The following is a 25124-nucleotide window of genomic DNA, read 5'->3' on the forward strand; positions in this document are numbered from 1 at the left end:
TTCCCGCAATATTGCGGTTTTATCCTGACGAGGTCCCTCGCATGAACGCACGGCGTCTGGCAATTCTGACACTCGCCGCTCAGCTGGCCGTGGCGTTGGCCGGCTGCGGCAAACAGGACGGCTCGGCTCCGACCGGCCGCGACGCGCCGGTCATCCGCATCGACGGCTCGAGCACGGTGTTCCCGATCGCCGAAGCGGTCGCGGAGGAATTTCAGGTCGAGCAGCGGGGCGCGGTGCGCGCGACCGTCGGGCTGTCCGGCACGGGCGGCGGCTTCAAGAAACTGTGTCGCGGCGACATCGATATCTCGAACGCGTCGCGCCCCATCCTCAAAGAGGAAATGGAGATGTGCCGCGCCGCCGGCATCAACTTCATCGAACTGCCCGTGGCGTTCGACGCCATCACGGTCGTGGTCAATCCCAAGAACGATTGGGTGAAGTCGCTCACCGTCGCCGACCTGAAGAAGATGTGGGAGCCGACCGCGCAAGGCCAGGTCACGCGTTGGAACCAGGTGCGTCCCGAGTGGCCCGATGCGCCGCTGATGCTGTTCGGCCCGGGCGCGGATTCGGGCACGTTCGATTACTTCACCGAGGCGGTGACCGGCAAAGCAAAGTCCAGTCGAGGCGATTACACCGCGAGCGAAGACGACAACGTGCTGGTGCAAGGCGTGGAGAACAACAAGAACGCGCTTGGCTACTTCGGCTTCGCCTATTACATCGGCCACAAGGAACGGATGCGCGCCGTGCCCATCGAGAAGGACGATGGCACTCAGGTTCTGCCGAGCAATGCAGCCGTGATCGATGGCAGCTACCAGCCGCTATCGCGTCCGTTGTTCATTTATGTGAGCGACAAGTCGGCGCAGCGCCCCGAAGTGCGCAAGTTCATCGAGTACTACCTGACCGAAGGGCCGGCGCTCGCGGCCGACGTGGGCTTCGTACCGCTGCCCGAAGAGGCCGCGAAGACGGCGCTTCAACATTTCAACGACAACCGCTTGGGCACGGTGTTTGGCGGCGTACCCGAAGTGGGCGTCACCATCGAGGAATTGCTGAAGCGCGAGACGACGCAGTAATTATTTGCCTCCGCTGCCGGACGGCGCACTCGCCTGCAGCTTTCTCTTCTCGTCTTCACGCGCCCCGGCAAGGATGCCGGGCAGCGCGTAATTGCCTTCGTGGCACGCGTATTCGTAGATGGGCTCGTCGGTCGCGTAGAACGGATACTCGGCGGTCCACGGCTGTAAGAACGCGACCGGATCTTCCAGCGTCACGCGATAGTTGATCTTGTCCGGCCCGACGCGGGTGAAGCGCTCGGTGATCTTCATCTTCGGCGTCGAGCCACGGAACGATTCCCTATCGGTGAAGTTGGTGGTCTCGACCACCAGCGTGTCGCCTTCCCAGCGGCCGACGGAATCGCCCATCCATTTCTGCACGCCGCTCGGCTTGGCATTCAAACGGATGATGCGCGCGTCGTGGACCATCTCCACCAGGATCATGACCGTGTCCCGGCTCTGCACGATCTGATAATGATTGTTGTAGAGAACCGGCAGCATCGGCGGCCCCGAGCTCGAGCCGAACGCCAACAGGCAACGCTCCGCAAGCGGCCGCGCCTCGGGACCGTCGAAATTGGTCCGCATCGTCATGAAGCGCTCGCGCAGCATATTCTGCCGTTCCGGCGTGAGCGGAATGCGTCCGTCCTTGGGCGCGACGATCAGCGAGCTGCGCCGCTCGCCATTCACCTCGACCACGCTCTGGCCGCGATCAATCCAGAAATTGTTATAGCCGCAGTCGGCGCCGGTGAATCCGAGGCCGCAGCTGTTCGGTAAGTCCTGGGTGCGGGTCTTGGGATCGGTGGGCGCATCCGCCTCGTCGTTGAATTGCTGGTTCTGGGACTCGATGGTCCGGGCCTCCTCGGCGCTGATGACCAGCCGCTCGCCGAATTCCTTGGGCCGTTCCAGCGGCGTGATGGTCGCGTTGGTCCAGATCCCTTGCAGGTCCGGCTGCCCGTCGGCGGTGCGAGGCGGCTTCCATGCGTCGGCGGCGTCGGCCGAGGCTGTCAGCAACAGGGCGCACATCGCAACCGTGATCGCACCGCGTCCGCTCATGACTGTTTCCCCTTCTCGTTTCCATCAGGGCCGTCGTCCATCGCGCTCGAATAAAATAGATCCGTGGCGCGCATCGATGCAAATGCGGAACGCAAAGAATAATGTGCATGCTACAGTCTGCAGAGCAGATCAGAACAAACATTCAAGCGAAGGAATCCGCTATGACCGAGCCCGCCCAGAATGGCGACCGCGCTACCTTCAACGAAGTCTTGTGGCGCGAGCTGCAAGCGTTGCGGCCGGAGTACTGCGCGTCGAAATCGTTCGAACCGGCAAAATTCAGCGCGGAGCGGCCGGACGACGCCGGCACCGATGCTCAGTATCAGGACAACCTGCGCGAGTTGTTTCAGATGATCGGCACGCTCGACGCCGATACCGACAGCAGCAAAACGCAACCGCCGCTGTCCGCGCTGTGCCTGTCGGGCGGCGGCATTCGCAGCGCCACGTTCAACCTCGGCGTCTTGCAGGCCCTGGCCAAGAACAAGCTGCTGCCGGAGTTCGACTATCTCTCCAGCGTCTCCGGCGGCGGTTATATCGCCAGCTGGCTGCAGGCCTGGATTCACCGACAACAGCAGCAAGCAGATACGGCCGAGGAAGTGTTTCAGGAGCTCGGCGGCCGCCCCAAGCAGCCGGTCAAACCGCTCGCGCCCGAGCCCAAGCCGGTCGATCACTTGCGCCAGTTCAGCAACTACTTGACGCCGCGCCTCGGTCTTTTCTCGGCCGACACATGGACCGCCGCGGCCATCTTCGTGCGCAATCTGCTGCTGAACTGGCTGATCATTCTGCCGCTGCTGGCCGCGCTCGTCGTGATCCCTCAAGGCGTGTACCTGCTCGTGCAGAGCACGGTCAGCCCGGGCTTGGGAAGGAATCTGATGTACGCCTCGGTGATCGTGGAGCTGCTGGCGAGCTTTTCTGTTTATTACCACCGGCGCTTCGTGCGAGACCCCGATACGCCATCGCAGCGCTATTCGTTGCTCTGCGTGTTTCCGATCGTCGCCGCGGCGTCGCTGCTGTCGTTCACCGGACTGGGCTATGCAAGGGACCCCGACATCGTGCTCGACGCACCGTTCTGGTCGGCGGACAACGCTCCCCTTCTGATGTTCTCGGTGCTCTGGTGCACGGCGATCCCGTTGGTCGGCTGGCTGGTCGTCGAGCTGCTATATCGGCTGCGCCATAAGATTCCGTCCGAGTGCGTGCACACCGGCAAGTTCGAGTCCGGCGCGCTGCTGATTTCCGGGCTGGCGGTTTCATTGTTGTTGACGTGGGCCGTGCGTGCCCTGCTGCTGCCGTTCTACAACCACCCCGGCTTGTATGTGATGCTGACGTTGCCGGTGCTGCTCGGTTTGTATCTATTGGCGCGGACCCTGTTCGTGGGCCTGGCGAGCATGAGCGAAACATTCGTCACCGGCGCCAGGGCCGCGCTGGTCAACGATGGGGATCGCGAATGGTGGGCCAGGCTGTCGGGCTGGATCCTGGCGATCGCGCTGGGCTGGATCGTCGTCACCGCGCTGTGTGTGTTCGGCCAGTATCTGCTCGACAAGATCGTCTTCTCGGGCATATTCGACACGGAAGGTGGCCCCTTGAAGCTGCTGATTGCCGCGGCAGGCGGTATTTCCGGTATCGCCGCGGCCTTGCTTGGGAGCCGAAGCAACACTACGACCACAACGACGGACAAACCCTCGACCATGCAGCGAGTTGGGCTGGCGCTGGCGGCACCGATCTTCATAGTCTGCGTTGTGGTGGTGATGTCGTGGACAACCGCGGCGCTCGGCGGCTGGGTCATCGACAACCCACACGTCGCCGACGAGCACCTCTTTACCAATCCGATGCAGCGTCACTCGGGATTGCAGCACACCGACATCGACTTGTTCTGGACGCTGCCTGGCGTGCTATTGGGTGCGGCGCTGATCATGGGCCTGATCGTCAACGTGAATCGCTTCTCGTTGCACGGCTTCTATCGCAATCGACTGGTGCGCGCATACATGGGCGCGTCTCACACGAATCGTGAACCCGATCCGTTCACCGGCTTCGACGCATCGGACAACCTGCGCATGCACAAGCTGCGGCCGACTCAAGGCGCGCAGCGCCTGTTGCCTTTGATCAATGTCACATTGAACGTGCTTCGCGACGGCAATCTTGCATGGCAGGAGCGCAAGGCCGAGTCGTTCTCGATCACACCTTACTTCTGCGGCAACTTTCACGAAGGTTACCGCGCGTCTGAAATGTACGGCGGGCAAGGCGGCATCTCGTTGGGCACGGCGGTGACGATCTCGGGCGCCGCCGCCAATCCGCACATGGGTTATTGCTCGTCGCCGGCGCTGGCGTTTGTGATGTCGTTGTTCAACGTCCGGCTGGGCGCCTGGCTCGGCAACACCAATGCGCAAGGCGAAAAGGCGTATCACTTGCCTGGCCCGCGCCAGGCGTTGTCGCCGATGCTCGGCGAGTTGTTCGGCTACACCACGCCGGACTTCAAGTACGTGAACCTGTCCGATGGCGGCCACTTCGACAATCTCGGCCTGTATGAAGTGGTGCTGCGTCGCTGCCGGTACATCATGGTCTGCGACGCCGGCTGCGACCCGGACGCCAAGCTCGGCGACCTGGGCAACGCGATCCGCAAGATCCGCATCGACTTCGGCATTCCCATCAAGTTCGAGAAAGAGATCGAGATCTATCCCAACAGCGCCGCCAGGCAGGGCCTGTACTGCGCGACCGCTCGTATCGATTACGATGCCGTCGACAAGGGCACGCCGCCCGGCCGGTTGCTGTACATCAAGCCCACCTTGCGCGGACGGGGCGAGCACCCGGTGCCCTATGACGTGTACAGTTATAGCCGGACGGTCGACTCGTTCCCGCATGAGCCCACCAGCGATCAGTGGTTCAGCGAGTCGCAGTTCGAGAGCTATCGGGCGCTGGGCTTCCATTCGCTGGAGCAGATCCTGCGCGGCATGCCGCCGCAGGACTTCGGCGACTTCTTCGCGCGTGTCGCGAACTACATGAGCCCGAACCGGAAGCGCCGGGCCTTCAAGGAACGCGAGGCACCGCCCCTGTCTCGCACGTTACTGGACGACGAGTGAGATGCCATCACGGCGCGACATCCTTTGGATGTTGGGCGCAACAGGTTTGTCTTTGTCGAAGGTGAGTGATTCTGTGGCAGCGTCAACGTTGAATCCGGTGCGAGTACGAACCATCACTGCAGGCGTGGAGCTGAGCCCGGCCCTCGAGCTCGATCGCGTCGAAGCGGGCGTCGCCTTTCTCACGCGCGCCAGGCGAGCTTTCGAAAGTGCGGGCTATGAAGTTCAAACCGTTCGCGTGGCGGTGAACCCAGTCATTGCATCGCTCACGCCGGCTGCGCGGGACCAGGCGCTGGATCAGTTGCGTCGGATCGATGAGCTGGTCGCGTCACAAGGGGCGATCTTCAACATCGGCCCCATCCTCACCGAGGATCGATCGGACGACAGCCTGGTGGAATGGTCGCAAGCGCTAGTGAAGGGCACTCAGTCCATCAGCTTCTCGACCGCGATCGCCACGCCGAATGGCGGTGTGTTGCCAAAGGTCGCCGCGACCACGGCGAAGATCATGATCGCTCTGGCGAACGCACTTGCCGACGGCATGGCGAACTTCCGGTTCGCCGCCGCTGCGAACATTCCTCCCGGCACACCGTTCTTCCCCGTCGCCTGGCATCAAGGTCCGGCGTCGTTTGCGCTTGGCTTGGAAGGGGCGTCGGTCGTCGAATGGGCGTTCGCTTCGATGCGCACCGGCGATGATCCAATCGAGAAATTGAGAAGTGCGCTGAACGAAGTGCTCACGCCGGTTGAAAGACTCGCGAATGAGCTCGCCCAGCGTGAACGCCGTCAGTATCTCGGCATCGACACATCACCCGCGCCGGCGAAAGATCGCAGTATCGCCGCCGCTATCGAAGCGCTCACTCGCACGCCGTTCGGCAGCGCCGGCACGCTCGAAGCTTGCTCCATCGTCACTGCGGCGCTGAAGTCGGTGTCCGTTCGCACCTGCGGCTATTCCGGGCTCATGCTGCCCGTCCTCGAAGACCCCCTGCTCGCTCAGCGCGCCGGTGAGAATCGCTACAGTATTCGCGATGTGCTGCTGTACTCGAGCGTGTGCGGCACCGGCCTGGACGTCGTGCCGATCCCCGGCAACACCTCGCCCGATAGCATCGACGGCCTGCTTCGAGACGTCGCGTCGCTCGCAACGCGTCTTCGCAAACCTCTCTCCGCTCGCCTGTTCCTCGTCCCCGGCAAGAAAGCCGGCGACCTGGCTCGCTTCGACGATCCGGTGCTCACCGATTCGGTCGTAATGAAGCTGGACTGAGCCTGGCTCGCGACCGTGACACGCGAGCGGCGATGCGCAGGCCGAGTGTGAATATCACGAGCGCTCCGGCTGGAATGTAGGCCGGACTAGAAACTGCGCGAGCCAGGTAACTGTTCGCGAAGATCAGCCAGATGTAGTACGAGCCCACGGTGTGAAGCAGCGACCACGCGCGCGGGCTGATGAGTCGAGCGGTGCTGTCGAACGAGGTCGCGGTCATCAGCCCGATGAACACATAGGCCAGCCCGCCAAAGATCCACGTGATCGCATTTGTTCCTGCCGCCAGCTCCGCCGGCGCGATCCGACCGAGCGCGAACAGGGCGAGCAGGTGAACGAAATGCGAGAGCGCGAACGAGACGCCGAGGTAGCGGCGATTGCGCAGCTGCCAGCGGGTCCAGGTGTTCGGCCAGAAGTAACAAGCCGCCGACGCGGTAAACGCCAGCGAGAACAAAGTAAACGAGCTGCGGGCCGTTGCCCGAATGATGCCGCGAACGCCCTCGACAGGCCCGCCCGCCATCATTGCTTCCATGGTCACGACCAAAGTCAGCGCGATTGCCACAGCGCCGACGATGGACCAGCCTTCCCAGGCATCCTTGGACCTTTTGTCCATATCCCGCTCCCCTTATCTCGGGCTCAGGCCCGATTGTGCTGCGGTGAGCCATCATACTCGTTTCACCGGCAAGTGCGCGCTGTTGGCCGACAGGCCATGGCGCGTAGCAACTGCCCGCCCTACAGTTATCCCCCTGAAATGCAGCTGAACTAACATTCGCAGTCGCGATGTGACGTTGGAGGAACGATGCGGACCTTTTTTGTCAGACATGGGTCCCTGGTGAGGCGCTGGAGCTACATGCTCGCGGCGTTGCTCGCTATTGTTCCGGCCGTCGTCATGGCCGACTCGACCGAAGAAGAAGTCACGGCCGTATGGAAGGCCCAGCAGGTGGCTTTTGAGTATCGCGGCTACAGCACGATGTACTCGTGCCGGAGCCTCGAAGACAAATTGGAAATCATCCTGCGCACGGTCGGCGCTCGCGAGAACGTGCGATTGGAAAGTTACGTTTGCGACGAACAGCTGGGCATCGCCCGCTTTCAGATATCGATGCAATCGCCGGTGATCGCGTCCGAAGAGAACATCCGCGAGCTCACCACCCATGACTCGAAGGACGAGCTGGTTGCGCGTGTGAATGGCGCTCAACTCCCCAGCGCCGTGGATCTGGAACGCTTTCCCGCCGTGTGGAAGAAGGTGTCGTTCGCTCGCGATCGCTACATGCGCCTGGAGCGAGGCGACTGCGAGCTCGTCGAGCAACTGCGCCGGCAGATCCTGCCGCGCATGTCCGTGCAAGTCGTGAAGGACAACATCCGCTGCTCGTCGGTCTTTGGAAACATCGGCTCGCCGCGCTTGATTGTTTCAGCGTTGGTGCCGGCCAAGGACCCGCTGAAGCGCTAGCCCTCGATCATGTCGCGGATGCGTTCCGCCAAGGTTTCCAGCGCGAACGGTTTGGTGATCATCTGCATGCCCGGCGCCAGCAAATCGTTGCTGACCGCGGCATTGTGCGCATAGCCGGTGATGAACAGCACTTTCAGATCCGGACGATGCGCACAGGCCGCGTCGGCGAGCTGGCGTCCATTGAAACCAGGCAGGCCCACATCCGAGATCAGCAAGTCGATACGCACATCCGAGAGTGCGATGGCGAGCCCGCTCGGCCCATCGACCGCCTGCAAGGATCGATAACCCAACTCGGCCAGCAGGTCGACGACCAGATCGCGCACCACCTGCTCGTCCTCGACGACCAGCACCACTTCCTCACGGCCGGCGGGCAGCAGCGTGACCGGCGCGGGATCCGGCTCTTGTGAGAACTCATGCTCGCCGTGATATCGCGGCAGATAAAGCTTGACCGTGGTGCCCCTGGCCAGTTCCGACTGGATTTTTGCGTAGCCGCCCGATTGCCGGGTGAATCCATAGATCATGGACAAGCCGAGCCCGGTCCCTTGACCGATGGGCTTGGTGGTGAAGAAAGGATCGAACGCGCGGCTCATCACTTCCGGCGACATGCCCACGCCGTTATCGCACACGGAGATGGCGATGTAGTCGCCCGGCATCACATCGCGCAGTTTCGCTTCGTGCGCATCCTCGAGATGTTCGTTGGATGTTTGGATGATGAGCTTGCCGCCTTGCGGCATGGCGTCGCGCGCATTGATGGTCAGATTCAGCAGCGCGCTTTCCAGTTGATTCTGGTCGCAGCGCGTGAGCCAGAGATCGGGCTTTTCGACGAACTCCAGGGCGATCGCCTCGCCCAGCGTCCGGCGCAGCAACTCCTCCATGCCGAAGATCAAGCGATTCACATGCACGGGACGCGGATCGAGCGCCTGGCGACGAGAGAACGCGAGCAGGCGATGAGTCAGCGCGGCCGCTCGATTCGCAGCGGTCATCGCCGCCGAGACATAAGCGTTCACATCGATCTGCTGGCCGCGCGCCAGCTTCCTTTGCATCATGTCGAGCGAGCCGATGATGCCCGTCAGCAGATTGTTGAAGTCATGCGCGATGCCGCCGGTGAGCTGGCCGACCGCTTCCATCTTCTGAGATTGGCGCAGCGACTCTTCCGCTTCGCTCAGTCGCTGCTGGTCCCGCAATCGCTCGGTGACGTCCTGCGCATACTGAAAAGCGCCGATCACGCGTCCTGAAGGATCGCGCAACGAGGTGTAGGTAATCTCGAAATGCCGATCCGGATCGCCGTCGCTGGGCGCAGCCGGTTCGATCAGCGTGAATTCCTCTCCAGCCAGCGCGCGACTCCAACGACTCCCCGACAACGCAAGTTGCTCGCGCTGCGTCTTCATCAGCTCCAGCAGGCTCTCACCGACCTGTGGCCGCACGCCGAGGCGACGCTCGAAGCGATCGGCGTACGCCTTGTTCATCGCCAGGTATCGATAGTCGTTGCTGACAGCGGCGACCAAGGCCGTCACCGAGTCGAGCAGTTCGCCCCATAGCTTGCGCTGAGCAACTGCATCTTCAACCCGTTGTTCGAGCGTCGCGTTGAGCTGTCGAAGGGCATTCTCGGCTCGTGCACGTTCCACAGCTTCCCAGGTGCGCTCGGCGGTCTCTCGAGCCAACCTGACTTCATCGTCGGTCCAACGACGTGGCTCGGCCTGATGCACGTATAAAGCACCGACCAATCGTCCGCCCTTGATCAGCGGCACCGTAATGCCGGAGCGCGCACCGATCGCGCGATAGACATTCGCCCCGCTCGCATCCTTCGTCAGCGGATCGTTGAAGCCGTCCTCGAGCCGCACGATATGACCGGCTTGCAGCTCCCGAACCAGGTTCATTCCGAAATCGGTGAGTCGATGCTCTCCAGCGAGGCTGGCCATGCCCGGCGCCGTCCAATCGCAAACGACCAGCGCGCTCTTGCCCGAACTTTCGATCTCGCCGTAACCGACGCGCCCCGCGCCGAGTTGGCGGCCGACCATTTCCGCGGCGGTCAGCATGATTTCGGACGCGTCGCTCAGGCTGCGCAGCTTGTCGCTCAGCGCCAGCTGAAATGCCAGCTGCCGCTCGGCGCGCACCTTCCTGGTGGTCTCCATGCACAGGACCATGATGCCGCCGACGTGGCTTGCGGCGTCCGTGTCATCGATGGGGCTGAAGCTGTAGGTCCAGTAGATTTCCTCGCGCTGACCGAAGCGCGGAATCATGACCAGATGGTCTTCGGCCCAGGTCGCGCCGGCGCCCGACATCACACGCTCGATCTGCGGTCCCATCACAGACCACGTTTCAGACCACACTTGCCGTAATGAAGCGCCGAGCATCGCCGGGTGACGCTCCGGCCCGAGCGCGCCGCGATAAGCGTCGTTGTAAAAGCAAATGAGCTCCGGGCCCCAGAAAACGCAGGCCGGATGATGCGTGGTGAGCAGGATTCTCAGCGCGGTCCGCAACGACTGCGGCCATTGTTCGGGCGCGCCCAGGGAAGTGCGCTCCCATTCGAACGCGCGGATGAGCTCCCCCATCTCGCCGCCCCCGCTCAAAAAGTCGGCAGATCCTTCCACACGAATGACAGGCGAGGTGCTCACGCCCGAAGGGTGCCGCCTTCGTGCGTGCCGGTCAACGCAGCGCCAGCGCGATTTTCCGTGATTTAAAACATTTGGCGCGAACGGGCAGAATGTTACTGCAAGGCCTGATACACCAGGTTGCGCAACAACGATCGGTAATGAGTGCGCAGCTGAATGTCCGATGCTTGCAGCATCATGACGGCAACCAGTTTTTCCTGCGGATCGACCCAGAAGTAGGGACCGGTCGCGCCGCCCCAGTAATAATCTCCGAGCGAGCCGGGCACCATGCTTCGGCCCGCCTCCTTACGCACGCCGACGCCGAGTCCATAGCCTTGTCCGTATTGGGGCAAGGGCGCGGTCAATCCCAACTCCAGAGTGAATGCCCCATAGGTGGCATCAGGCGGAAGATGATTGCTGGTCATGAGCTCGACGCTCTTTCGTGACAGCAATCTGACACCCTCCAGCTCGCCGCCATTCAACAGCATCTGGCAAAAGCGGGCGTAATCCTCGGCGGTCGATAACAAGCCGCCGCCGCCAGAGAACCATTTCGGCGGCTTCGCGGGGTTGTATCCAATGATCAACGGCGGTGCGCCCGGCGCCGATTGCGCCTGCGCCAATCGCGCCGTTTGCTCGGCGTCCAACAGGAATGAGGTGTCACGCATACCGAGCGGCCTGGCGATGCGCTCGACGATGAATCGATTCAGATCCAGCCCGCTCTGCACTTCGACGATCCGGCCGATGACGTCGTTCGACATGCCGTACTCGAACGCCGCGCCCGGCTGAAACGCCAGCGGCAACTGCGCCAGCTTGTCGATCATCTGAGCATTGGTTTGCTGGTCGTCCATCGTGCCGGCCGCGCGATAGGCCCGCTGCACCAACGAGTCGCCGAAAATTCCGTAGGTCATGCCCGAGGTATGGCGCATGAGATCCTGAACCGTCATTTCACGACGCGCCGGCTCGAGCGCCAGACGACGCTCGCCGCTGCCTTCCTTGACCTCGACGCCCACTTGCAGGTTCTTCAGTTGCGGCAGATAGACGGATGCCGGATCCATCAGCTGCAGCTTGCCTTCCTCCGCCAGCATCAGCGCCGCGACCATGGTGATCGGCTTGGTCATCGAAGCGATACGAAAGATCGAGTCGGCACGCATGGTGCTGTTCGCCGCCCGATCCTGGAAGCCGAAGCTCTGGGCGTAGGCGACCTTGCCTTGTCGCATGACCATCACGACCGCGCCGGGGATCTTGCCGCTCTGCACGTCCGCATTGAATGCATCGGTCAGCCGCTGCAAACGTTGCGAAGAGAGTCCGACAGCTTCCGGCTTCGCAGCTTTGGGCAGTGGCGCCGCGAGGGTCGGCCCACCGGCGATCGTCAATGCCGCAGCCAGCATCCCACCGAGATATTTCTTCATGCTTGGTAAGCTCAAACGATGCCCGTGGCGTAGTACACGCCGATGACGAAGAACACGGCCAGCGTCTTCACGCAGGTGATGGCGAAGATGTCTTTGTACGATTGCCGATGCGTGAGGCCCGTGACGGCAAGCAAGGTGATCACGGCGCCGTTGTGAGGCAACGTATCCATGCCGCCGCTGGCCATCGCCGCCACTCGATGCAACACCTCAGGCGGAATGCCCGCAGCTTGCGCCGCCGACATGAAATGTTCGGACATGGCGGCGAGTGCGATGCTGAGCCCGCCCGACGCCGAGCCGGTGATGCCCGCGAGAGCGGTGACCGTGATCGCTTCGTTCACCAGCGGATCGGGAATCGACATCAACGCGTCACGAATGATCAGAAACCCCGGCAACGCCGCAATGACCGCGCCGAAGCCATACTCGGACGCGGTATTCATCGACGCCAGCAATGCGCCACCGACCGCCGTCTTCGTCCCCTCGGCAAACTTCGTGACAACCGGACGGAAGGCAAACAACAACACCGTCACGATGCCCAACAACAACGCGCCCATCACGGCCCAGATCGCCACGACGCTCGACAACTGCGTGACCAACGGCTGCGCGAGCCCTTCGAGGTGAGTCTCGATCGTCGGTTCGTAAAGTCGCGGGATGAGTCGCGTCAGGAATAGGTTGGAAATGCCGACCACCAGCAACGGCAGAATGGCCATGAGCGGATGCACGGAATTGCCCATCGTCACTTGTTCCGGCTCGTTGCTGTGTCCCGTGCCGTAACCTTCGCCACTAAGCAGCGCTTGCCGACGCCGCCACTCCAGGTACAACAAGCCGCACGTCAGGATGAAGCCGCCGCCGATCGTGCCGAGCAATGGCGCAGCCCAGGTGGTCGTGCCGAAGAAAGTCGTTGGAATGATGTTCTGGATCTGCGGCGTGCCGGGCAGCGAATCCATCGTGAACGTGAACGCACCCAACGCGATCGTGCCCGGGATCAGGCGCTTCGGAATATCTCCGCGACGAAACATCTCGGCGGCGAAGGGATAAACCGCGAACACCACGACGAACAGCGAGACGCCGCCGTACGTCAGCAGCGCACACACCAGCACGATGGAAAGAATCGAGCGCTCCTGGCCGACCAGGCGAATCACGGCGGCGGCGATGGACTGCGAGAACCCCGACAGCTCGATCAGCTTCCCGAACACCGCGCCGAGCAGGAACACCGGGAAATAAAGCTTCAGGAATCCGACCATCCGCTCCATGAACAGGCCGGTGAACACCGCAGGCACGGCGGCAGGATCGGTCAGCAGCACGGCCAGCAAAGCCGCCAGCGGCGCGAACAAGATCACGCTATAGCCGCGATACGCAGCCAGCATGAGCAATACCAACGCAAGCAGGACGATGGCGAAAGTCATTGCGCCCCTCACGGCGCAATCGCTGTCGCGGTCGCGCGCCCCCCGTCATGGCCATTGCTGGCCGGATCGGAATTAATTCATCAGATGATGATTTTCGGCCAGCTTGCCTTGCCGGGGCGGCGCGTGTCAACCGCCCGGCGCTATCAGTACACTGGCCGGATGGATAACGTTACTCACACCATCATCGGCACGCTGGTCGGTGAAGTTGCGGCCCGAGTCGCACCGAGCCAGAACAGCACGCTGCCCGCGATCACCCGTCGCAACCTGTGTGTCACGCTGGCGGCGATCGGCAGCAACCTGCCCGATGCCGATCTGCTGTATTCGTTCTTCGGCGCCGATCTCAACTACCTGCTCCACCATCGCGGCCATACACATACGATCCTGGTCGCGTTGCTGCTCGGGGCGGCGGCGCTCGCGATTACACGCTGGTGGTTGAGACGGCGGGGCTTGCAAGCTTCATCGCAGGACTACGCCCTGCTGGCCGCGGTGTTGTCGTTCACACCGCTGCTTCACATCGCGATGGACTTCACCAACAACTACGGCGTCCATCCGTTCTGGCCGGTCGACAACCGTTGGTTCTATGGCGATTCGGTCTTCATCATCGAACCGTTGTTCTGGGCGGCCTGCGCGCCGCTGGCGTTCATCTTCAAAACGCACATTGCGCGCTTCGCAGTGCTGCTGCTCATGGTCGCAGCGATTGCATTGTGCTTTTTGACCGGCATGGTGCCGCGGCCATTGGCTGCGGCCTATTCCTTGTTGGTCGCAGGGATGCTGCTGATCGGCCAACGCGCATCGGCCAATGTCGCGCTCGCAGCCAGCGTCATCGTCTGGCTCGGCTCGACGGCGATGTTCGCAATCACCGCGCAGGCGGCCAGATCGCGAATCGATGCGGTCGCGGCTCAACAGTTCCCGGACAGCACGCTGGTCGATCGCATCGTCACGCCCATGCCCGTCAATCCGGCATGCTGGGAAGTCATGATGCTGCAAAAGGAAGCGGACACCGCGGTCATACGGCGAGCGATGCTCACCATGGCGCCCGGCTTGCTGACGGCCGATAGATGCCTCAGCCGCAGCCTCGATATCGAAATCACTGCGCCGCTCGTGCCGGTTCCCAAGGAAAGCGCGGCGCAGGTGAAGTGGTACGGTCAGATCAGCACGCCGCTTGCACGATTGGTGGATCTGGCGCAAAAAAATTGCGAAGCGGCCGCTGCGTTCCGCTTCATTCGCATGCCGTGGCTCGCGAACGTCAAAGAAGGTCTGGTGCTCGGCGACCTGCGTTACGACCGCGAGCCCGAACTGGGCTTCGCGGAGATCGTCATCGCCGATCCACCGAACTGCCCGCGCCTCGTGCCGAACTGGGTCGAGCCGAGGCGCGATCTGTTGCGAGGTTATTGACGCTTGGCCGTGAACGTGCCTTCGCCGAACTGGCCGAATACCGCCTTGCCTTTCATGGTGTCGCCTTCCACCGTGCCGGTGTAGTCGAGCTTCAGGTCGGTCCCCTGGACACTGATGGTGAAGTCGAACGCCACTGCGGCGCCATTCACCGTGCCCTGGTAATCGACGCTGCCCGCTTGGCCAGTGATCGTGCCCGCCAGCGCGGAGCCGGTCTGGCGCACGGTCATTTGTGCATCCTGCGCGCCCATCTGGCTCTCAGTGGTGAGCACCCAATTGCCGGTGAGGTCCGCGCCTTTCGGCGCTGGTGGCTGGGTCGGTGTGGTGGAGCAGGCGCCTAACACAATTGCGGCGGCCGCGATAATCCATGCTCGTGTCTTGTTCATTGGTTCTCCCTGTGGTGTGCCAAAGCATAGCCCAGGGCGCGCGACCGACGAATGCGATTCGGTAACAACTCGGTCAAGGCGCGTGAAGCTTTGTCAGCCCACTCCGACGCGAGCCTGCATGACAGAAAAGTCAGCATGCTGTCAGCGAAAGATGGCTAAGCTGGTGGCCCAAATTGTTCCTGTTGTTCTGTCCCAGCCATAACTGCCAGGTGTCATCCATGAATCGAGTGCTTCGTACCGCCGTGTTCGCGACCTTGCTGGCCCCCGCTCTCGCGCTGGTGGCCCAGGCCTCCGAGCCGGCCAACGTCAAAGAACTGCAGAAGGCCCGCCACGACCATTACCACGAGCTCGGCGATTCCTTCAAAGTGATCCGCGATCAGATCAAGAACGACCAGCCGGACCTGGCTGCGATCAAGACCGCCGCGAAGGTGGTGAACGACGCCGCCGCGACTCAGGAGAAGTGGTTCCCGGCAGGCTCCGGCCCGGAAGCCGGCAAGACGCAGGCCAAGGCCGAGATCTGGACCAAGCCCGCCGAGTTCAAGACCGCGATGACGAACTTCGCGAATGCCGCTCCCAAGCTGCAGACCGCCGCCAACAGCGGCAACGTTGCCGCCATCAAGACCGCGTTCGCCGACACCGGCAAGACCTGCAAGGGCTGCCACGAAACATTCCGCGCCGAAGAGCACTGATCGCTCCGACCGCCCGCCATCAAAAGCGCCCGGGTGAGCTACGCTCTCCGGGCGCTTTTTTTGCGCGGAATAATCGGGAGGTTGCATGATCATTCGTGAATGGCGCGGCCGCGCCGCTCGATCGCGGACTGCCCAGTATCCAACTCACTTCAGAACGAACGTCGTGCCGGAGCTGCGCAACGTCCCGGGATTTCTCGGCGCGACGCTGAGCAAACGTGAGGATGGCGAGCAGGTTGAGTTCGTGGTTCTGACGCGCTGGCAATCGATGGAAGCAGTGCGCGCTTTCGCGGGCGCCGATCCTAGCCGGGCGGTCGTGGAGCCCGGAGCTGTTGCCGCGTTGAACGACTACGATCACACGGTGCGGCACTACGAAATCATCGAGGACATCGCTCCGGAATAACGAGCTCACCGAAAGCCCAATTCCACCAACGCCCGATCCATCCTCGTCCTCATCGCCTCCGATCTCATCGGGAACGAGCGAAAGAAAACCTCGCGCGTGAGTGAATCGTTGCGCTGACGTACGTTGTCCGCCCAGAAGCGTGCGCGAGCGGTGTGGCCGGCGAGCGTGTGAGCTGCGGCAGCGATGACTCCGATCAATACATGTGCACCGGGCGAGCGAGCGCCGCGCTCCGCCCAGTGGGCGGCTTGTTCGTCTTCGTTCGACGCCATATGAGTAAGCGCGCGCGTTGCGAGCATCGCATAGTGCAGCGGATCGAGCGGACTCAAGCGCATCGCCAGATCGACGTGCTCGCGACCTTCGAACGCCTTGCCCGCCAGCGCCTCCGTCCAGGCGCGAGCGTATATGCCTTGCGCATAGTGCGGGCTGATGTCAGTCGCGCGTTCGAGCCAGCTCAGGCTGGTTTCGAGATCGCCTTCCAGCCAATAGGTGCGACCCATGGTGAAGTTGACGAAGGGATCGAGCGGGTCGAGCTCGAGCCCACGCTCCGCGAAGCGACGGCCCCGATCGATCGCGCCGGCGATGTCGTCCGTGTAATGCATGAACGCACTTTGGAAGTGCACGAACGACATGCCGGCATTCGCGCGAGCAAACGTCGGATCCAACGCCACCGCCCGTTGAAACAAATTCAGCGCCGCGCTGTTGTCGACACGATTGAATCGATACAGGTGCTGCAGACCTAGATGATATGCAGACCACGCATCGAGATTCTCGACTGGGGCGAGGCGAGCCAGGGACGCTTCGTGCAGCGGGATTCGGATCTCGAGCGCCATGAGCACTTGCGACCGAATCTGCTCGCGCATCGAATGCACATCGTCGATCCGGCCCGCGAATCGATCGGCCCAGACGACGGCGCCATCGTTTGTATCGACCAGATCGACCAGGATCACGAGCCGGTCAGCCGACACCTCGACCGTGCCTGACAAGCAGTAACGCATACCAAGCAATCGCCCGATCTCACCGAAATCGGCCTCTGGCACACGCAGACGGAAAGAGGAGCCACGCGCGGTGACGAGCAACCAGCGCAGTCGCGAGAGATCGGCAATCAGCTCATCCGGCAGCGCGCTCGCCAGCGCCGCATACCGTTCATCGCCAGCGATGTAACGAAAAGGCAGCACGGCCAGCGAAGGACGGGACATCCGGTCGAGGCGGCGGACCATATCCACCAGAGCGGCATCTGTTCTGTTCGATTCGGCCGCCGAGATCGCGGGTCGCAGGACGCGGGTCTTGGCTACGAATCGATAGCCGTTGCCATGAAGGGTCCGGATGAATTGCTGAGACTTGCCGTCATCGCCGAGTGCCTGACGGGCGGTCTTCACCCGGCTCGCCACGGCCGCATCCGAAACGACACGGCCGTCCCAGACCTTCTCGATGATCTCGTCCTTGGAAACCACACGCTCGCTGTTCGCGACCAGCAGCGCGAGCAGCGCAAATACCTGCGGCTCGAGATCCACGAGCTTGCCGTCGCTGCGCAGCTCGACGGTTGCCAGATCCAGCTCGTATCGGCCGAACGCGTAGATCATATGGCCGGTAGGATACGGCCAGCCCGCGCGAATCCCAACAATCTCCAGGATTTCTCCAGGCCGTCTGCAAGCTTGGGCGGCGCGGCCGTGACACGATTTTCCCACTGGAACCGGAATCGTCCGCGCCAGCCAACCCAGGAGATGACCATGCCGCTCGTCACTATCGATGTAATCAAAGACGTCTTCACCCCGACTCAGAAGAAGGAGCTCATCGCGAAGGTCACCGAGGCGATGATCGCGGTGGAAGGTGAAAACATGCGCCCGGTCACATGGGTTCGCATCAAGGAGTTCGAAGGAGGCGACTGGGCGATCGGCGGCAAAGCGCTGAAGGCTTCCGACGTTCACGCGCTTGCAGCAGGCAAGGCCGCCTAGACGCTCGTCCGGATCCGCGTTTCGATGCTATCGGCGCGGATCCGGCGCCATGTCCATCTGTGCCGACAGACTTTTTCGGCCAGGCGATTCGGAACGCCTGGCCCGCGATCGCGTTAACCGTGGGTGGCATTGCATGGAGCTCGGACATGGACCCAGGAACCCGGCACCGAATTCGCCTGGCTGGCGGCACGGAGTTGTCCTTCATCAGGGCGGGTGACGCCTCACGGCCTGCCGTGCTGCTCCTCCACGGATTTCCGACCTCTGCGCGATCGTTTCGGGATGTCATCCCGGCGCTTTGGCAGGTTGCATACGTGATCGCGCCGGACCTGCCCGGCTCGGGTGAGTCCGACGTGCTGCCGGCAGTCTCGTTCCCAGCCTTCGGTGCAGCGATTTGCGAGTTGCTCGCGCAGCTCGCGATCGGGCCGCGCTACATCTACCTCCATGACTTTGGCGCGCCGGTCGGATTTCACGTTGCCATGCAGGCGCCGAAACAAGTACTCGGCCTCATCATCCAGAACGCCAACGCGCATCGCACGGGCTTCGGACCGCAATGGGCGGAGACGATGGCCTACTGGTCGCAGCCGACAGCGAATAACGAAAAGGCAGCAACTGCGCATCTCACATTCGAAGGCACGCGCGATCAGTACGTCGCCAATGTGCCATCGGACGTAGCTGCGCGGATCTCGTCCAAAGGCTGGGAGGAAGATTGGCGAGTGATGTGTTTGCCGGGCCGGATGGAGACGCAGCGCGCGCTCATCAAGGACTACGGAAACTACGCCGCGCGCTTCGACGCCATCGCCGAATATCTGGCGCGCTGGCAACCGCCTGCGCTGATGCTCTGGGGCAGGCACGACGCGTTCTTCGATATCGCCGAGACGCTGTCATGGATGCAGGCGCTGCCAAGAATGGAAGCTCACATTTTCGATGGCGGCCATTTGCTGCTCGAGACGCACGCGGCCGCCGCTGTGCCGCTGATGCTCGACTTTATCTGCCGCACCCGCCAGGCATAGCGCCGGTCAGCGAAACAGCCGTGGCGCCAGATCGTTCAGACTGCGGCGCCAGGTCTGCCACTCGTGAGCCGTGCCGTCGGATTTGAAGTACACCAGCTTCACGCCGGCTGACTCCAGCGCCTCCACAGCCCCGCCGATACTCGTAAGAAACATGTCCGGCTCGGCGCTGCCCACGCCGATCCACAGCAGTCGAACTCGCTGGTTGAAGGCCGCGGAATCAGCAAACATGCGGTTGTAGGCGATCTTGGTATCGAACGGGCCCGTAAAATCGATCTGCGCCCGCTCGCCCATCCGGTCGTTGCGAATCATGGGCCCGCTGAGCGACGCGATGTAGGCGAACTTGTCGAGATGATGAGACGCAATGAAAAGCGTCTGCATGCCACCCATCGACAAGCCCGCCATCGCGCGATGATCGCGGTCCGGGATCGTCCGATACGAGGCATCGATCGTCGGGATCAAATCGTCCACGATGACCTTCTCGAACGCACTGAAGGCACCTTGCATGTTCTGCTGCCTGATATCCGGTGTATTCGGCGTCGTATAGCCGCGATCCATCGCCACGATCATCGGCTTCGCTTTGCCGACGGCGATCAGGTTGTCCAGAATGAACTGCGCACGACCTTGCCGGGTCCAGCCGGTCTCGTTCTCTCCCGCGCCATGTTGCAGGAACAGCACGGGGTAGCGAGTCTTCGTGTTCTTGTCATAGTCGGGCGGCGTGTACACGAGGGCACGCCGCCACGCGCCGGTGGTCTTTGAGAAGTACGTTCTCTCTCTCACTTCTCCGTGTGGAACGTCCTTGATGGAATAGAAATCGCCAGCAGGGTCCGGCACGTCCAGGCCGCTGGTGGGCTTCCCGTAGCCGAAGAATGTTTCGCTCGCAGGATCGTTGACCTGGATACCGTCGAGCACGAACCAGTAGTAGTGAAATCCGGGCACGGCCGGCGGCGTGGTCACGCTCCACAGACCATCGGCATTCTTGGTCATCGGCAATGGCCCCACACCCAATCCGTCGCCGCCAGCAACGGCGACGCTACGCGCCTCCGGGGCCCTGAACGTGAAAGTGATCTTGCGGTCGGGGTGAATGACGGGCGGCTGCGCGGCCGCTGGCGATTGCTCCGCGCCATAGGTAAGCGTTGCGAGCAATGCTTGCGCAATCAGTAGGAACGTTGCGCCAATGGATAAATGTTTCATGGCGGGCTCGATCGCGTGGTTGCCACGGCCGTCATCATAGCCAAGATGGACGTTTCCTATACACTCTCATCGGGCCGACCTCAGGATCGTCAGACATGCAGTTCACCCGCGACGCCATTCAAGACGCTCAGCGAACCGTTTACTCGGTGATGCCGCCGACGCCTCAGTACAACTGGCCGTTGCTGAAGCAGGCGCTGGGCTTCGATCTCTGGGTGAAGCATGAGAACCATACGCCGCTCGGCGCATTCAAGGTGCGCGGCGGGCTGACCTACGTGGGCTGGCTGCGCCGAACTCAACCTGACGTCCGGCACCTGGTCAGCGCCACTCGCGGCAATCATGGCCAGTCCATCGGGTTCGCGACCCGACAGCACGGCTTGAAGGCCACCATCGTGGTCCCGCATGGCAACTCCGTAGAAAAGAACGCAGCGATGCGCGCATTGGGCGTTGAACTGGTTGAGTACGGAGAAGACTTTCAGGCCTCCGCCGAATACGCCGCCGTCCTCGCGGAACAGGGCAAGCTGCATCGGGTGCCCTCTTACCATCCGGAGCTCGTGCGTGGCGTCGCCACGGCTTACGTGGAATTTTTCGAGGCGTTACGCGATGCACCGCCCGATGTTTTGTATGTACCCATCGGCCAGGGATCCGGCATCACGGGCGCATCGATCGCTCGAGCGTACTGTGGCGTGAAGACCCGGCTGATTGGCGTGGTGTCGACCCTGGCGCTGGCTTATCAAAAATCATTTCAGAGCGGCGTGCCTGTCGATTCACCCGTCACCACGGCCATCGCCGACGGCATGGCTTGCAGGTCAACCGTACCTGAAGCGCTCGAGGTCATCCGGCGGGAGGTGGACGACGTTATTGCCGTCAGTGACGAAGAGATTGCGAGCGCGATGCGCCTGATCTACACGTCCACGCACAACGTCGCCGAAGGCGCCGGCGCAGCAGCTCTTGCAGCCGCGACTCAGCAGCGGGATCGATGGGCTGGCAAGCGAGTTGGCGTCGTGTTGTCTGGCGGGAACGTCGACGCAGCAGTGTTTGCTCGCGCGCTGAGGAACGAGATCTAGGGTTATTCGACGCCTTGCGCATCCAGCGCCCTCAGCATTCTGCTGAGCGCGAAGTGCCGATAGCTGAATAGCGCGAGCGAGCGAATCTCGCGCCAGTTCGCGTCCTTCGTGACATCGAGCGCGATCCAGCCGTTGTGCCCGAGATACGCGGGAATGCTGAAGTTCCCGTCGCGAATCAACAGCGCTTGTTGATCGACGCCGACCCAGAAAGCGAGCTGCAGTTTGCGATCCGCTCGATAGCAGTACGCCTGCGCGAAGACCTTCTTGCCCGCGCGCCACACCGGATTGCCGAACTGCTTGTCCTCGCTCGTTTCGGGAAGCGCAAGACAGATCGCGCGCATCTCCTTCAGCACGGCCTGACCGCGCTTCGATTGCATCGGATCGATATCTTCCGGCTTCAAGGCCGCGGTGGGCGGCGTGATCTCGATGGTGTCGCCCAGCGAGTTCGACAACGATGCCGGCGCGACCTTCGTATATGCCTCGCGCACCAGCGTCGCGATCGTTTTCCAGGAAATGCCCTTGTCGAGATTTACACCCAGCCAGCCGCGAGGGCCCACGTAGGGCGGCACGAAGAAATGCTTCGGCTCGTGCTTCACATAGTGAGATTGCGCGCCTTGCGGTGCGTTGAGCCACAGGGCGATGCGGCCGTCACCGTGATGGTTGATGACATAGGACGCAAACGTTTTGCCCTTCACCCGGAAATCGGGCGAGCCGTGCGCGAGCACTTCTTCAGTTTCGGGAAACCAGAGGCAGATTTCGCGGACGGCCTGACTGATGTCCTTTTTCTTTGCCATGGGCGGGCAAAAGCCGTTCGTGAGTTCAGATCGAGAGGGGGCGCCGGACGGCAAAAAGCGTTCTTCTCCTGGCGTGCTGAGAATATACCCCAGCCGGGGGCTTGCCGGAAGGCCCGCGTCGTGCCCCAGTATCGCCGGCCTTGCCGTAAAGGAGGCCGTGATATGCGCATACTGTTGACCACCTTCGGATCGCGTGGCGATGTTCAGCCCTTGCTTGCGCTTGCTGTCGCATTGAGAGCGCTCGGCGCGGATGCCCGCGTGTGCGCGCCACCCGATGCGGAGTTTGTAAACCTTTTCGCTGCTGCCGACGTACCGTTGCTGCCCGCCTTCAGGTCGGTGCGCGATTGGATCGCAGAGATGCTGCCAAAGCGCGCAACCCTCTCCTTGCCCAAAGTGGCCGCGCAGGTGATGGTCGCTCAGTACGAGGCGATCAATCGAGCCGCGGAAGGATGCGATGTGATGTTGGCGACCGGTCTCTTCTCGTCGGTATCGGCGGCGCGATCCGTTGCGGAGAAGCGGGGCATGCGCTACGTGCACGCGGCCTATTGCCCGATCTTTCTTCCTTCGCCGCAGCGACGGCCGTTCGAGTATCCGAGTCACCCTCTGCCGCGCGACGTGACGGACAATCAAGTGCTGTGGGACCGGGATGTACAGGTGATGAACGAGATCTTCGGTGAAGGGTTCAATGCCTTGCGTGTCTCTGTCGGTCTGCCGAAGGTCGACAACGTGCGTGACTATTGCTACACCGGCCAGCCGCTACTTGCCGCCGATCCGGTGCTCGCACCGTGGCGGCGCCCAGCACCGCTTGATGTCGCGCAGACTGGCGCTTGGATCTTGCCGGATGCGAGGCCGCTTCCGAATGAGCTGCTTGCATTCCTCGATGCTGGCGCGCCGCCTGTCTATGTGGGCTTGGGCAGTCTTCCCGCACCGGAGCAGTTCGCTCGAATGGCGATCGATGCCGTACGCGCGCAAGGTCGTCGTATCCTCATGTCGCGCGGCTGGGCGGAGCTTGCGTTGATCGATGAGCTCGACGATTGTTTCATCGTCGGCGAGGTCAACCAACAGGCGTTGTTTCCTCGCGTAGCTGCCGTAGTCCACCACGGCGGCGCCGGCACAACGACCGCGGCCGCGCGGGCGGGAGCGCCGCAAGTGATCGTGCCTCAGCTTGGCGATCAACCTTATTGGGCCGGTCGAGTTTGGGACTTAGGTATCGGCTCGGCGCATGACGGGCCGACACCAACTCCCAACTCGCTCTCTTCCGCGCTCGAGGCGGCGTTGAGTAATGGAACTCGCGCGCGAGCGCTGGCTATGGCAGATGCGATCGTGGGCGATGGAGCGATGCGGGCGGCCAGGCTTCTGATGGAATAAACAACCAGGCCGGCTCAACCCGCCAATACGCGCGCGCCCTCGCCGTCGAACCGCAGCCTCAGCTCGGAGAAATAGGCCATGGCGAGGGCCGCGCCCCACAACATCATTCCAACCTCGGTCAGCATGAGTGACCAGCCGGAATACAGAACAGGCCCGAGGAATGGATACGTCACGATCGAAGAAGCGGTCAACCAGAACGAGAGTCCCCGACCCCACCGTTTGAACAGCCAGAGCCCGACTGCCCCGACAATCGCGCCCACGACCAGGACGAGCGCGAGGATGCCCATGGCGAGAGCGAGCCATAGTTGCGGCTCCCCGGGGTCGTAGGCTTCGTATGCGTCATTGAGCTCCTGAGGGACCAACCCTGGCATGAAGAAGTCGACCAACGAGCCGAGTATCGCCAGGACCAGCGAAGCCAGGACAAGGAAGCGGAATATTGCGGTCTGACTCATATAGATTCATTGGCCCTCGGGTGGATGGGACTCGAGCTTCTCGAGATCTACTTCAGGCCGTTCCCGATCCGGCGCGAGCATGTCGACCAGCGCTGCGAGTGTGCGGGATATATCACGACAGCCGCGGCCGCCGCGAGTGACCTCGTCGAGAGAACGCCGCTCGCACTCCAGATGGAGTGCCAACTGTTAATTCGAACGGACAGTGGCCGGCCGTTAAGGCAAGGCGTAACCGACCGTCGATTGAGCGATCAGATGTTCTTCCGAGCCCTGCCACAATCTCACATCGACCGTGGCCAGCCGCTTGCCGAGTTTTATCAGACGGGCATCGGCAACCACCGTGTTCCATCGGCAGGCGCGGAGAAAAGCGACATTGATCGTATGTGTCACGGCCATGGCAACAGGGCCGATATGTGCAAGCACGACGGCGTAAGCAGCGACATCGATCAACGTCATGAGTGCGGGTCCCGAGACGATGTTCCCCGGCCGCGCCATCTCCGGGCGCGGCTGTAGAGTGAGCTGCACGTGATTGAGTTTCACGAACGCCACTTCGCCCACCGCGGGGCGCGCAGCCGCGAGGAAGGCGTCATCGAGGAAGGCGGTGAGCCCTTCCTTGTCGAAACAAAGTTTATTCTCGATCATGGCGGCAGCGGGCAAAGACGGATGGATACTACGCGCATGAGCACCAAACCAGAACCATCGGCGGTGGCAACAAACGCAGTTCGGATCGTTCGCGACTTCGACACGAACTGCGCAACTGTCTGGCGCGCGTGGACCGATCCGAAGATCGTAAGCCAATGGTTCGGCTCCGACCCGGCGGGCTCCGTCCTGAAGGCGACCTTAGACGTTCAGCCTGGCGGGATCTACAGCATTACCTTCCGAGATAGCAGCGGACAAGAGCATACGGCCAGCGGCCAGTACCGCGCCGTCCGCCACCCGCGGGAGCTCTCATTCACCTGGACCTGGAAGAGCGAGCCAGATCACCAGACGCTGGTGACAGTTTTGCTGGAGGATCGCGAGGGCGGCACGCGGATGACATTCGAGCATTCGCAGCTCTGGGCAGGCTCATCGCATGGCTACGCTGAAGGCTGGCGCAGTACCTTCGACAAGATGGCGCGCGCCCTCGCAGGTCTCGAAATGCCTCACCTCGAACCTTGAGGATGTGA

23 protein-coding genes are annotated in these 25124 nt (G+C 62.3%); 12 read left to right on the forward strand and 11 right to left on the reverse strand.

Features of this window, described 5'->3' with window-relative positions; genetic code table 11:
• Positions 1-41 precede the first annotated feature (41 nt).
• Positions 42-1067 (forward strand): PstS family phosphate ABC transporter substrate-binding protein, encoded by a 1026-nt coding sequence (locus tag GYH35_RS30300; protein ID WP_161809999.1) that lies wholly within the window; start codon positions 42-44, stop codon positions 1065-1067.
• On the opposite strand, the gene GYH35_RS30305 is transcribed toward GYH35_RS30300, so the two are convergent.
• The gene (locus GYH35_RS30305; RefSeq protein ID WP_161830370.1) at positions 1068-2096 is read right to left on the reverse strand and encodes a hypothetical protein; all 1029 of its coding nucleotides are present in this window, start codon (positions 2094-2096) and stop codon (positions 1068-1070) included.
• 161 nt (positions 2097-2257) lie between these two features.
• Between GYH35_RS30305 and GYH35_RS30310 the strand changes: the two genes are divergently transcribed.
• A complete protein-coding gene (locus GYH35_RS30310; RefSeq protein ID WP_202624866.1) occupies positions 2258-5167 on the forward strand; it encodes a patatin-like phospholipase family protein in 2910 nt (969 codons plus the stop codon).
• Positions 5168-5240: 73 nt separating this feature from the next.
• Positions 5241-6419 (forward strand): DUF711 family protein, encoded by a 1179-nt coding sequence (locus GYH35_RS30315; RefSeq protein ID WP_161830371.1) that lies wholly within the window; start codon positions 5241-5243, stop codon positions 6417-6419.
• Here the strand turns inward: GYH35_RS30315 and GYH35_RS30320 are convergent.
• A complete protein-coding gene (locus GYH35_RS30320; protein ID WP_161830372.1) occupies positions 6388-7026 on the reverse strand; it encodes a hypothetical protein in 639 nt (212 codons plus the stop codon). The two genes, GYH35_RS30315 and GYH35_RS30320, sit on opposite strands and share 32 nt — an antisense overlap.
• A gap of 186 nt (positions 7027-7212) precedes the next feature.
• Here GYH35_RS30320 and GYH35_RS30325 point away from each other — a divergent pair, with 186 nt between their 5' ends.
• Entirely contained in the window at positions 7213-7860 is a 648-nt protein-coding gene (locus GYH35_RS30325) for a hypothetical protein (protein WP_161830373.1), read from the forward strand.
• Here GYH35_RS30325 and GYH35_RS30330 read toward each other — a convergent pair.
• The 3 genes from GYH35_RS30330 to GYH35_RS30340 form a co-directional block, all read right to left on the reverse strand.
• Complete coding sequence (locus GYH35_RS30330) at positions 7857-10475, reverse strand: GAF domain-containing hybrid sensor histidine kinase/response regulator (RefSeq protein ID WP_161830374.1); 2619 nt, start codon at positions 10473-10475, stop codon at positions 7857-7859. The genes GYH35_RS30325 and GYH35_RS30330 overlap by 4 nt on opposite strands.
• A gap of 92 nt (positions 10476-10567) precedes the next feature.
• Positions 10568-11860, reverse strand: a complete 1293-nt coding sequence (locus GYH35_RS30335) for a serine hydrolase domain-containing protein (protein WP_202624868.1) — start codon at positions 11858-11860, stop codon at positions 10568-10570.
• Between the two features lie 11 nt (positions 11861-11871).
• On the reverse strand, positions 11872-13263 hold the full coding sequence (locus tag GYH35_RS30340; protein ID WP_161810005.1) for a GntP family permease: 1392 nt from the start codon (positions 13261-13263) through the stop codon (positions 11872-11874).
• A 123-nt stretch (positions 13264-13386) separates the two neighbouring features.
• Here GYH35_RS30340 and GYH35_RS30345 point away from each other — a divergent pair, with 123 nt between their 5' ends.
• Positions 13387-14658: a metal-dependent hydrolase gene (locus tag GYH35_RS30345; RefSeq protein WP_161810006.1), complete on the forward strand. Its 1272-nt coding sequence runs from the start codon at positions 13387-13389 to the stop codon at positions 14656-14658.
• Here the strand turns inward: GYH35_RS30345 and GYH35_RS30350 are convergent.
• Positions 14652-15041 (reverse strand): hypothetical protein, encoded by a 390-nt coding sequence (locus tag GYH35_RS30350; RefSeq protein WP_161810007.1) that lies wholly within the window; start codon positions 15039-15041, stop codon positions 14652-14654. The genes GYH35_RS30345 and GYH35_RS30350 overlap by 7 nt on opposite strands.
• A 218-nt stretch (positions 15042-15259) precedes the next feature.
• Here GYH35_RS30350 and GYH35_RS30355 point away from each other — a divergent pair, with 218 nt between their 5' ends.
• Positions 15260-15730 (forward strand): c-type cytochrome, encoded by a 471-nt coding sequence (locus tag GYH35_RS30355; protein ID WP_161810008.1) that lies wholly within the window; start codon positions 15260-15262, stop codon positions 15728-15730.
• Between the two features lie 85 nt (positions 15731-15815).
• On the forward strand, positions 15816-16130 hold the full coding sequence (locus tag GYH35_RS30360; protein ID WP_161830375.1) for an antibiotic biosynthesis monooxygenase family protein: 315 nt from the start codon (positions 15816-15818) through the stop codon (positions 16128-16130).
• Between the two features lie 5 nt (positions 16131-16135).
• On the opposite strand, the gene GYH35_RS30365 is transcribed toward GYH35_RS30360, so the two are convergent.
• Positions 16136-17710 (reverse strand): winged helix-turn-helix domain-containing tetratricopeptide repeat protein, encoded by a 1575-nt coding sequence (locus GYH35_RS30365; protein ID WP_161830376.1) that lies wholly within the window; start codon positions 17708-17710, stop codon positions 16136-16138.
• Positions 17711-17857: 147 nt separating this feature from the next.
• On the opposite strand from GYH35_RS30365, the gene GYH35_RS30370 reads away from it, so the two are divergent.
• Positions 17858-18082, forward strand: a complete 225-nt coding sequence (locus GYH35_RS30370) for a tautomerase family protein (RefSeq protein ID WP_161810011.1) — start codon at positions 17858-17860, stop codon at positions 18080-18082.
• 146 nt (positions 18083-18228) lie between these two features.
• Positions 18229-19092 (forward strand): alpha/beta fold hydrolase, encoded by an 864-nt coding sequence (locus GYH35_RS30375; protein WP_161830377.1) that lies wholly within the window; start codon positions 18229-18231, stop codon positions 19090-19092.
• 6 nt (positions 19093-19098) lie between these two features.
• On the opposite strand, the gene GYH35_RS30380 is transcribed toward GYH35_RS30375, so the two are convergent.
• Positions 19099-20283, reverse strand: a complete 1185-nt coding sequence (locus tag GYH35_RS30380; protein ID WP_161830378.1) for an alpha/beta hydrolase-fold protein — start codon at positions 20281-20283, stop codon at positions 19099-19101.
• 95 nt (positions 20284-20378) lie between these two features.
• Here GYH35_RS30380 and GYH35_RS30385 point away from each other — a divergent pair, with 95 nt between their 5' ends.
• Positions 20379-21347 carry a threonine dehydratase gene (locus tag GYH35_RS30385; RefSeq protein ID WP_161810014.1) on the forward strand — a complete coding sequence of 323 codons (969 nt, stop codon included), beginning with the start codon at positions 20379-20381 and terminating at the stop codon, positions 21345-21347.
• 2 nt (positions 21348-21349) lie between these two features.
• Here the strand turns inward: GYH35_RS30385 and GYH35_RS30390 are convergent, their stop codons facing one another.
• Complete coding sequence (locus GYH35_RS30390) at positions 21350-22141, reverse strand: MmcQ/YjbR family DNA-binding protein (RefSeq protein ID WP_161830379.1); 792 nt, start codon at positions 22139-22141, stop codon at positions 21350-21352.
• 162 nt (positions 22142-22303) lie between these two features.
• Here GYH35_RS30390 and GYH35_RS30395 point away from each other — a divergent pair, with 162 nt between their 5' ends.
• Positions 22304-23509, forward strand: a complete 1206-nt coding sequence (locus GYH35_RS30395) for a glycosyltransferase (RefSeq protein ID WP_161830380.1) — start codon at positions 22304-22306, stop codon at positions 23507-23509.
• A gap of 14 nt (positions 23510-23523) precedes the next feature.
• Here the strand turns inward: GYH35_RS30395 and GYH35_RS30400 are convergent, their stop codons facing one another.
• Together GYH35_RS30400 and GYH35_RS30405 are read right to left on the reverse strand one after the other, a co-directional pair.
• Positions 23524-23961, reverse strand: a complete 438-nt coding sequence (locus tag GYH35_RS30400; RefSeq protein WP_161810017.1) for a hypothetical protein — start codon at positions 23959-23961, stop codon at positions 23524-23526.
• Between the two features lie 213 nt (positions 23962-24174).
• Positions 24175-24600: a PaaI family thioesterase gene (locus tag GYH35_RS30405; protein WP_161830381.1), complete on the reverse strand. Its 426-nt coding sequence runs from the start codon at positions 24598-24600 to the stop codon at positions 24175-24177.
• 36 nt (positions 24601-24636) lie between these two features.
• Here GYH35_RS30405 and GYH35_RS30410 point away from each other — a divergent pair, with 36 nt between their 5' ends.
• Positions 24637-25116, forward strand: a complete 480-nt coding sequence (locus tag GYH35_RS30410) for an SRPBCC family protein (protein WP_161810019.1) — start codon at positions 24637-24639, stop codon at positions 25114-25116.
• Positions 25117-25124: the final 8 nt, after the last annotated feature.

Source organism: Steroidobacter agaridevorans (genome assembly GCF_009932555.1).
Classification (GTDB): domain Bacteria; phylum Pseudomonadota; class Gammaproteobacteria; order Steroidobacterales; family Steroidobacteraceae; genus Steroidobacter; species Steroidobacter agaridevorans.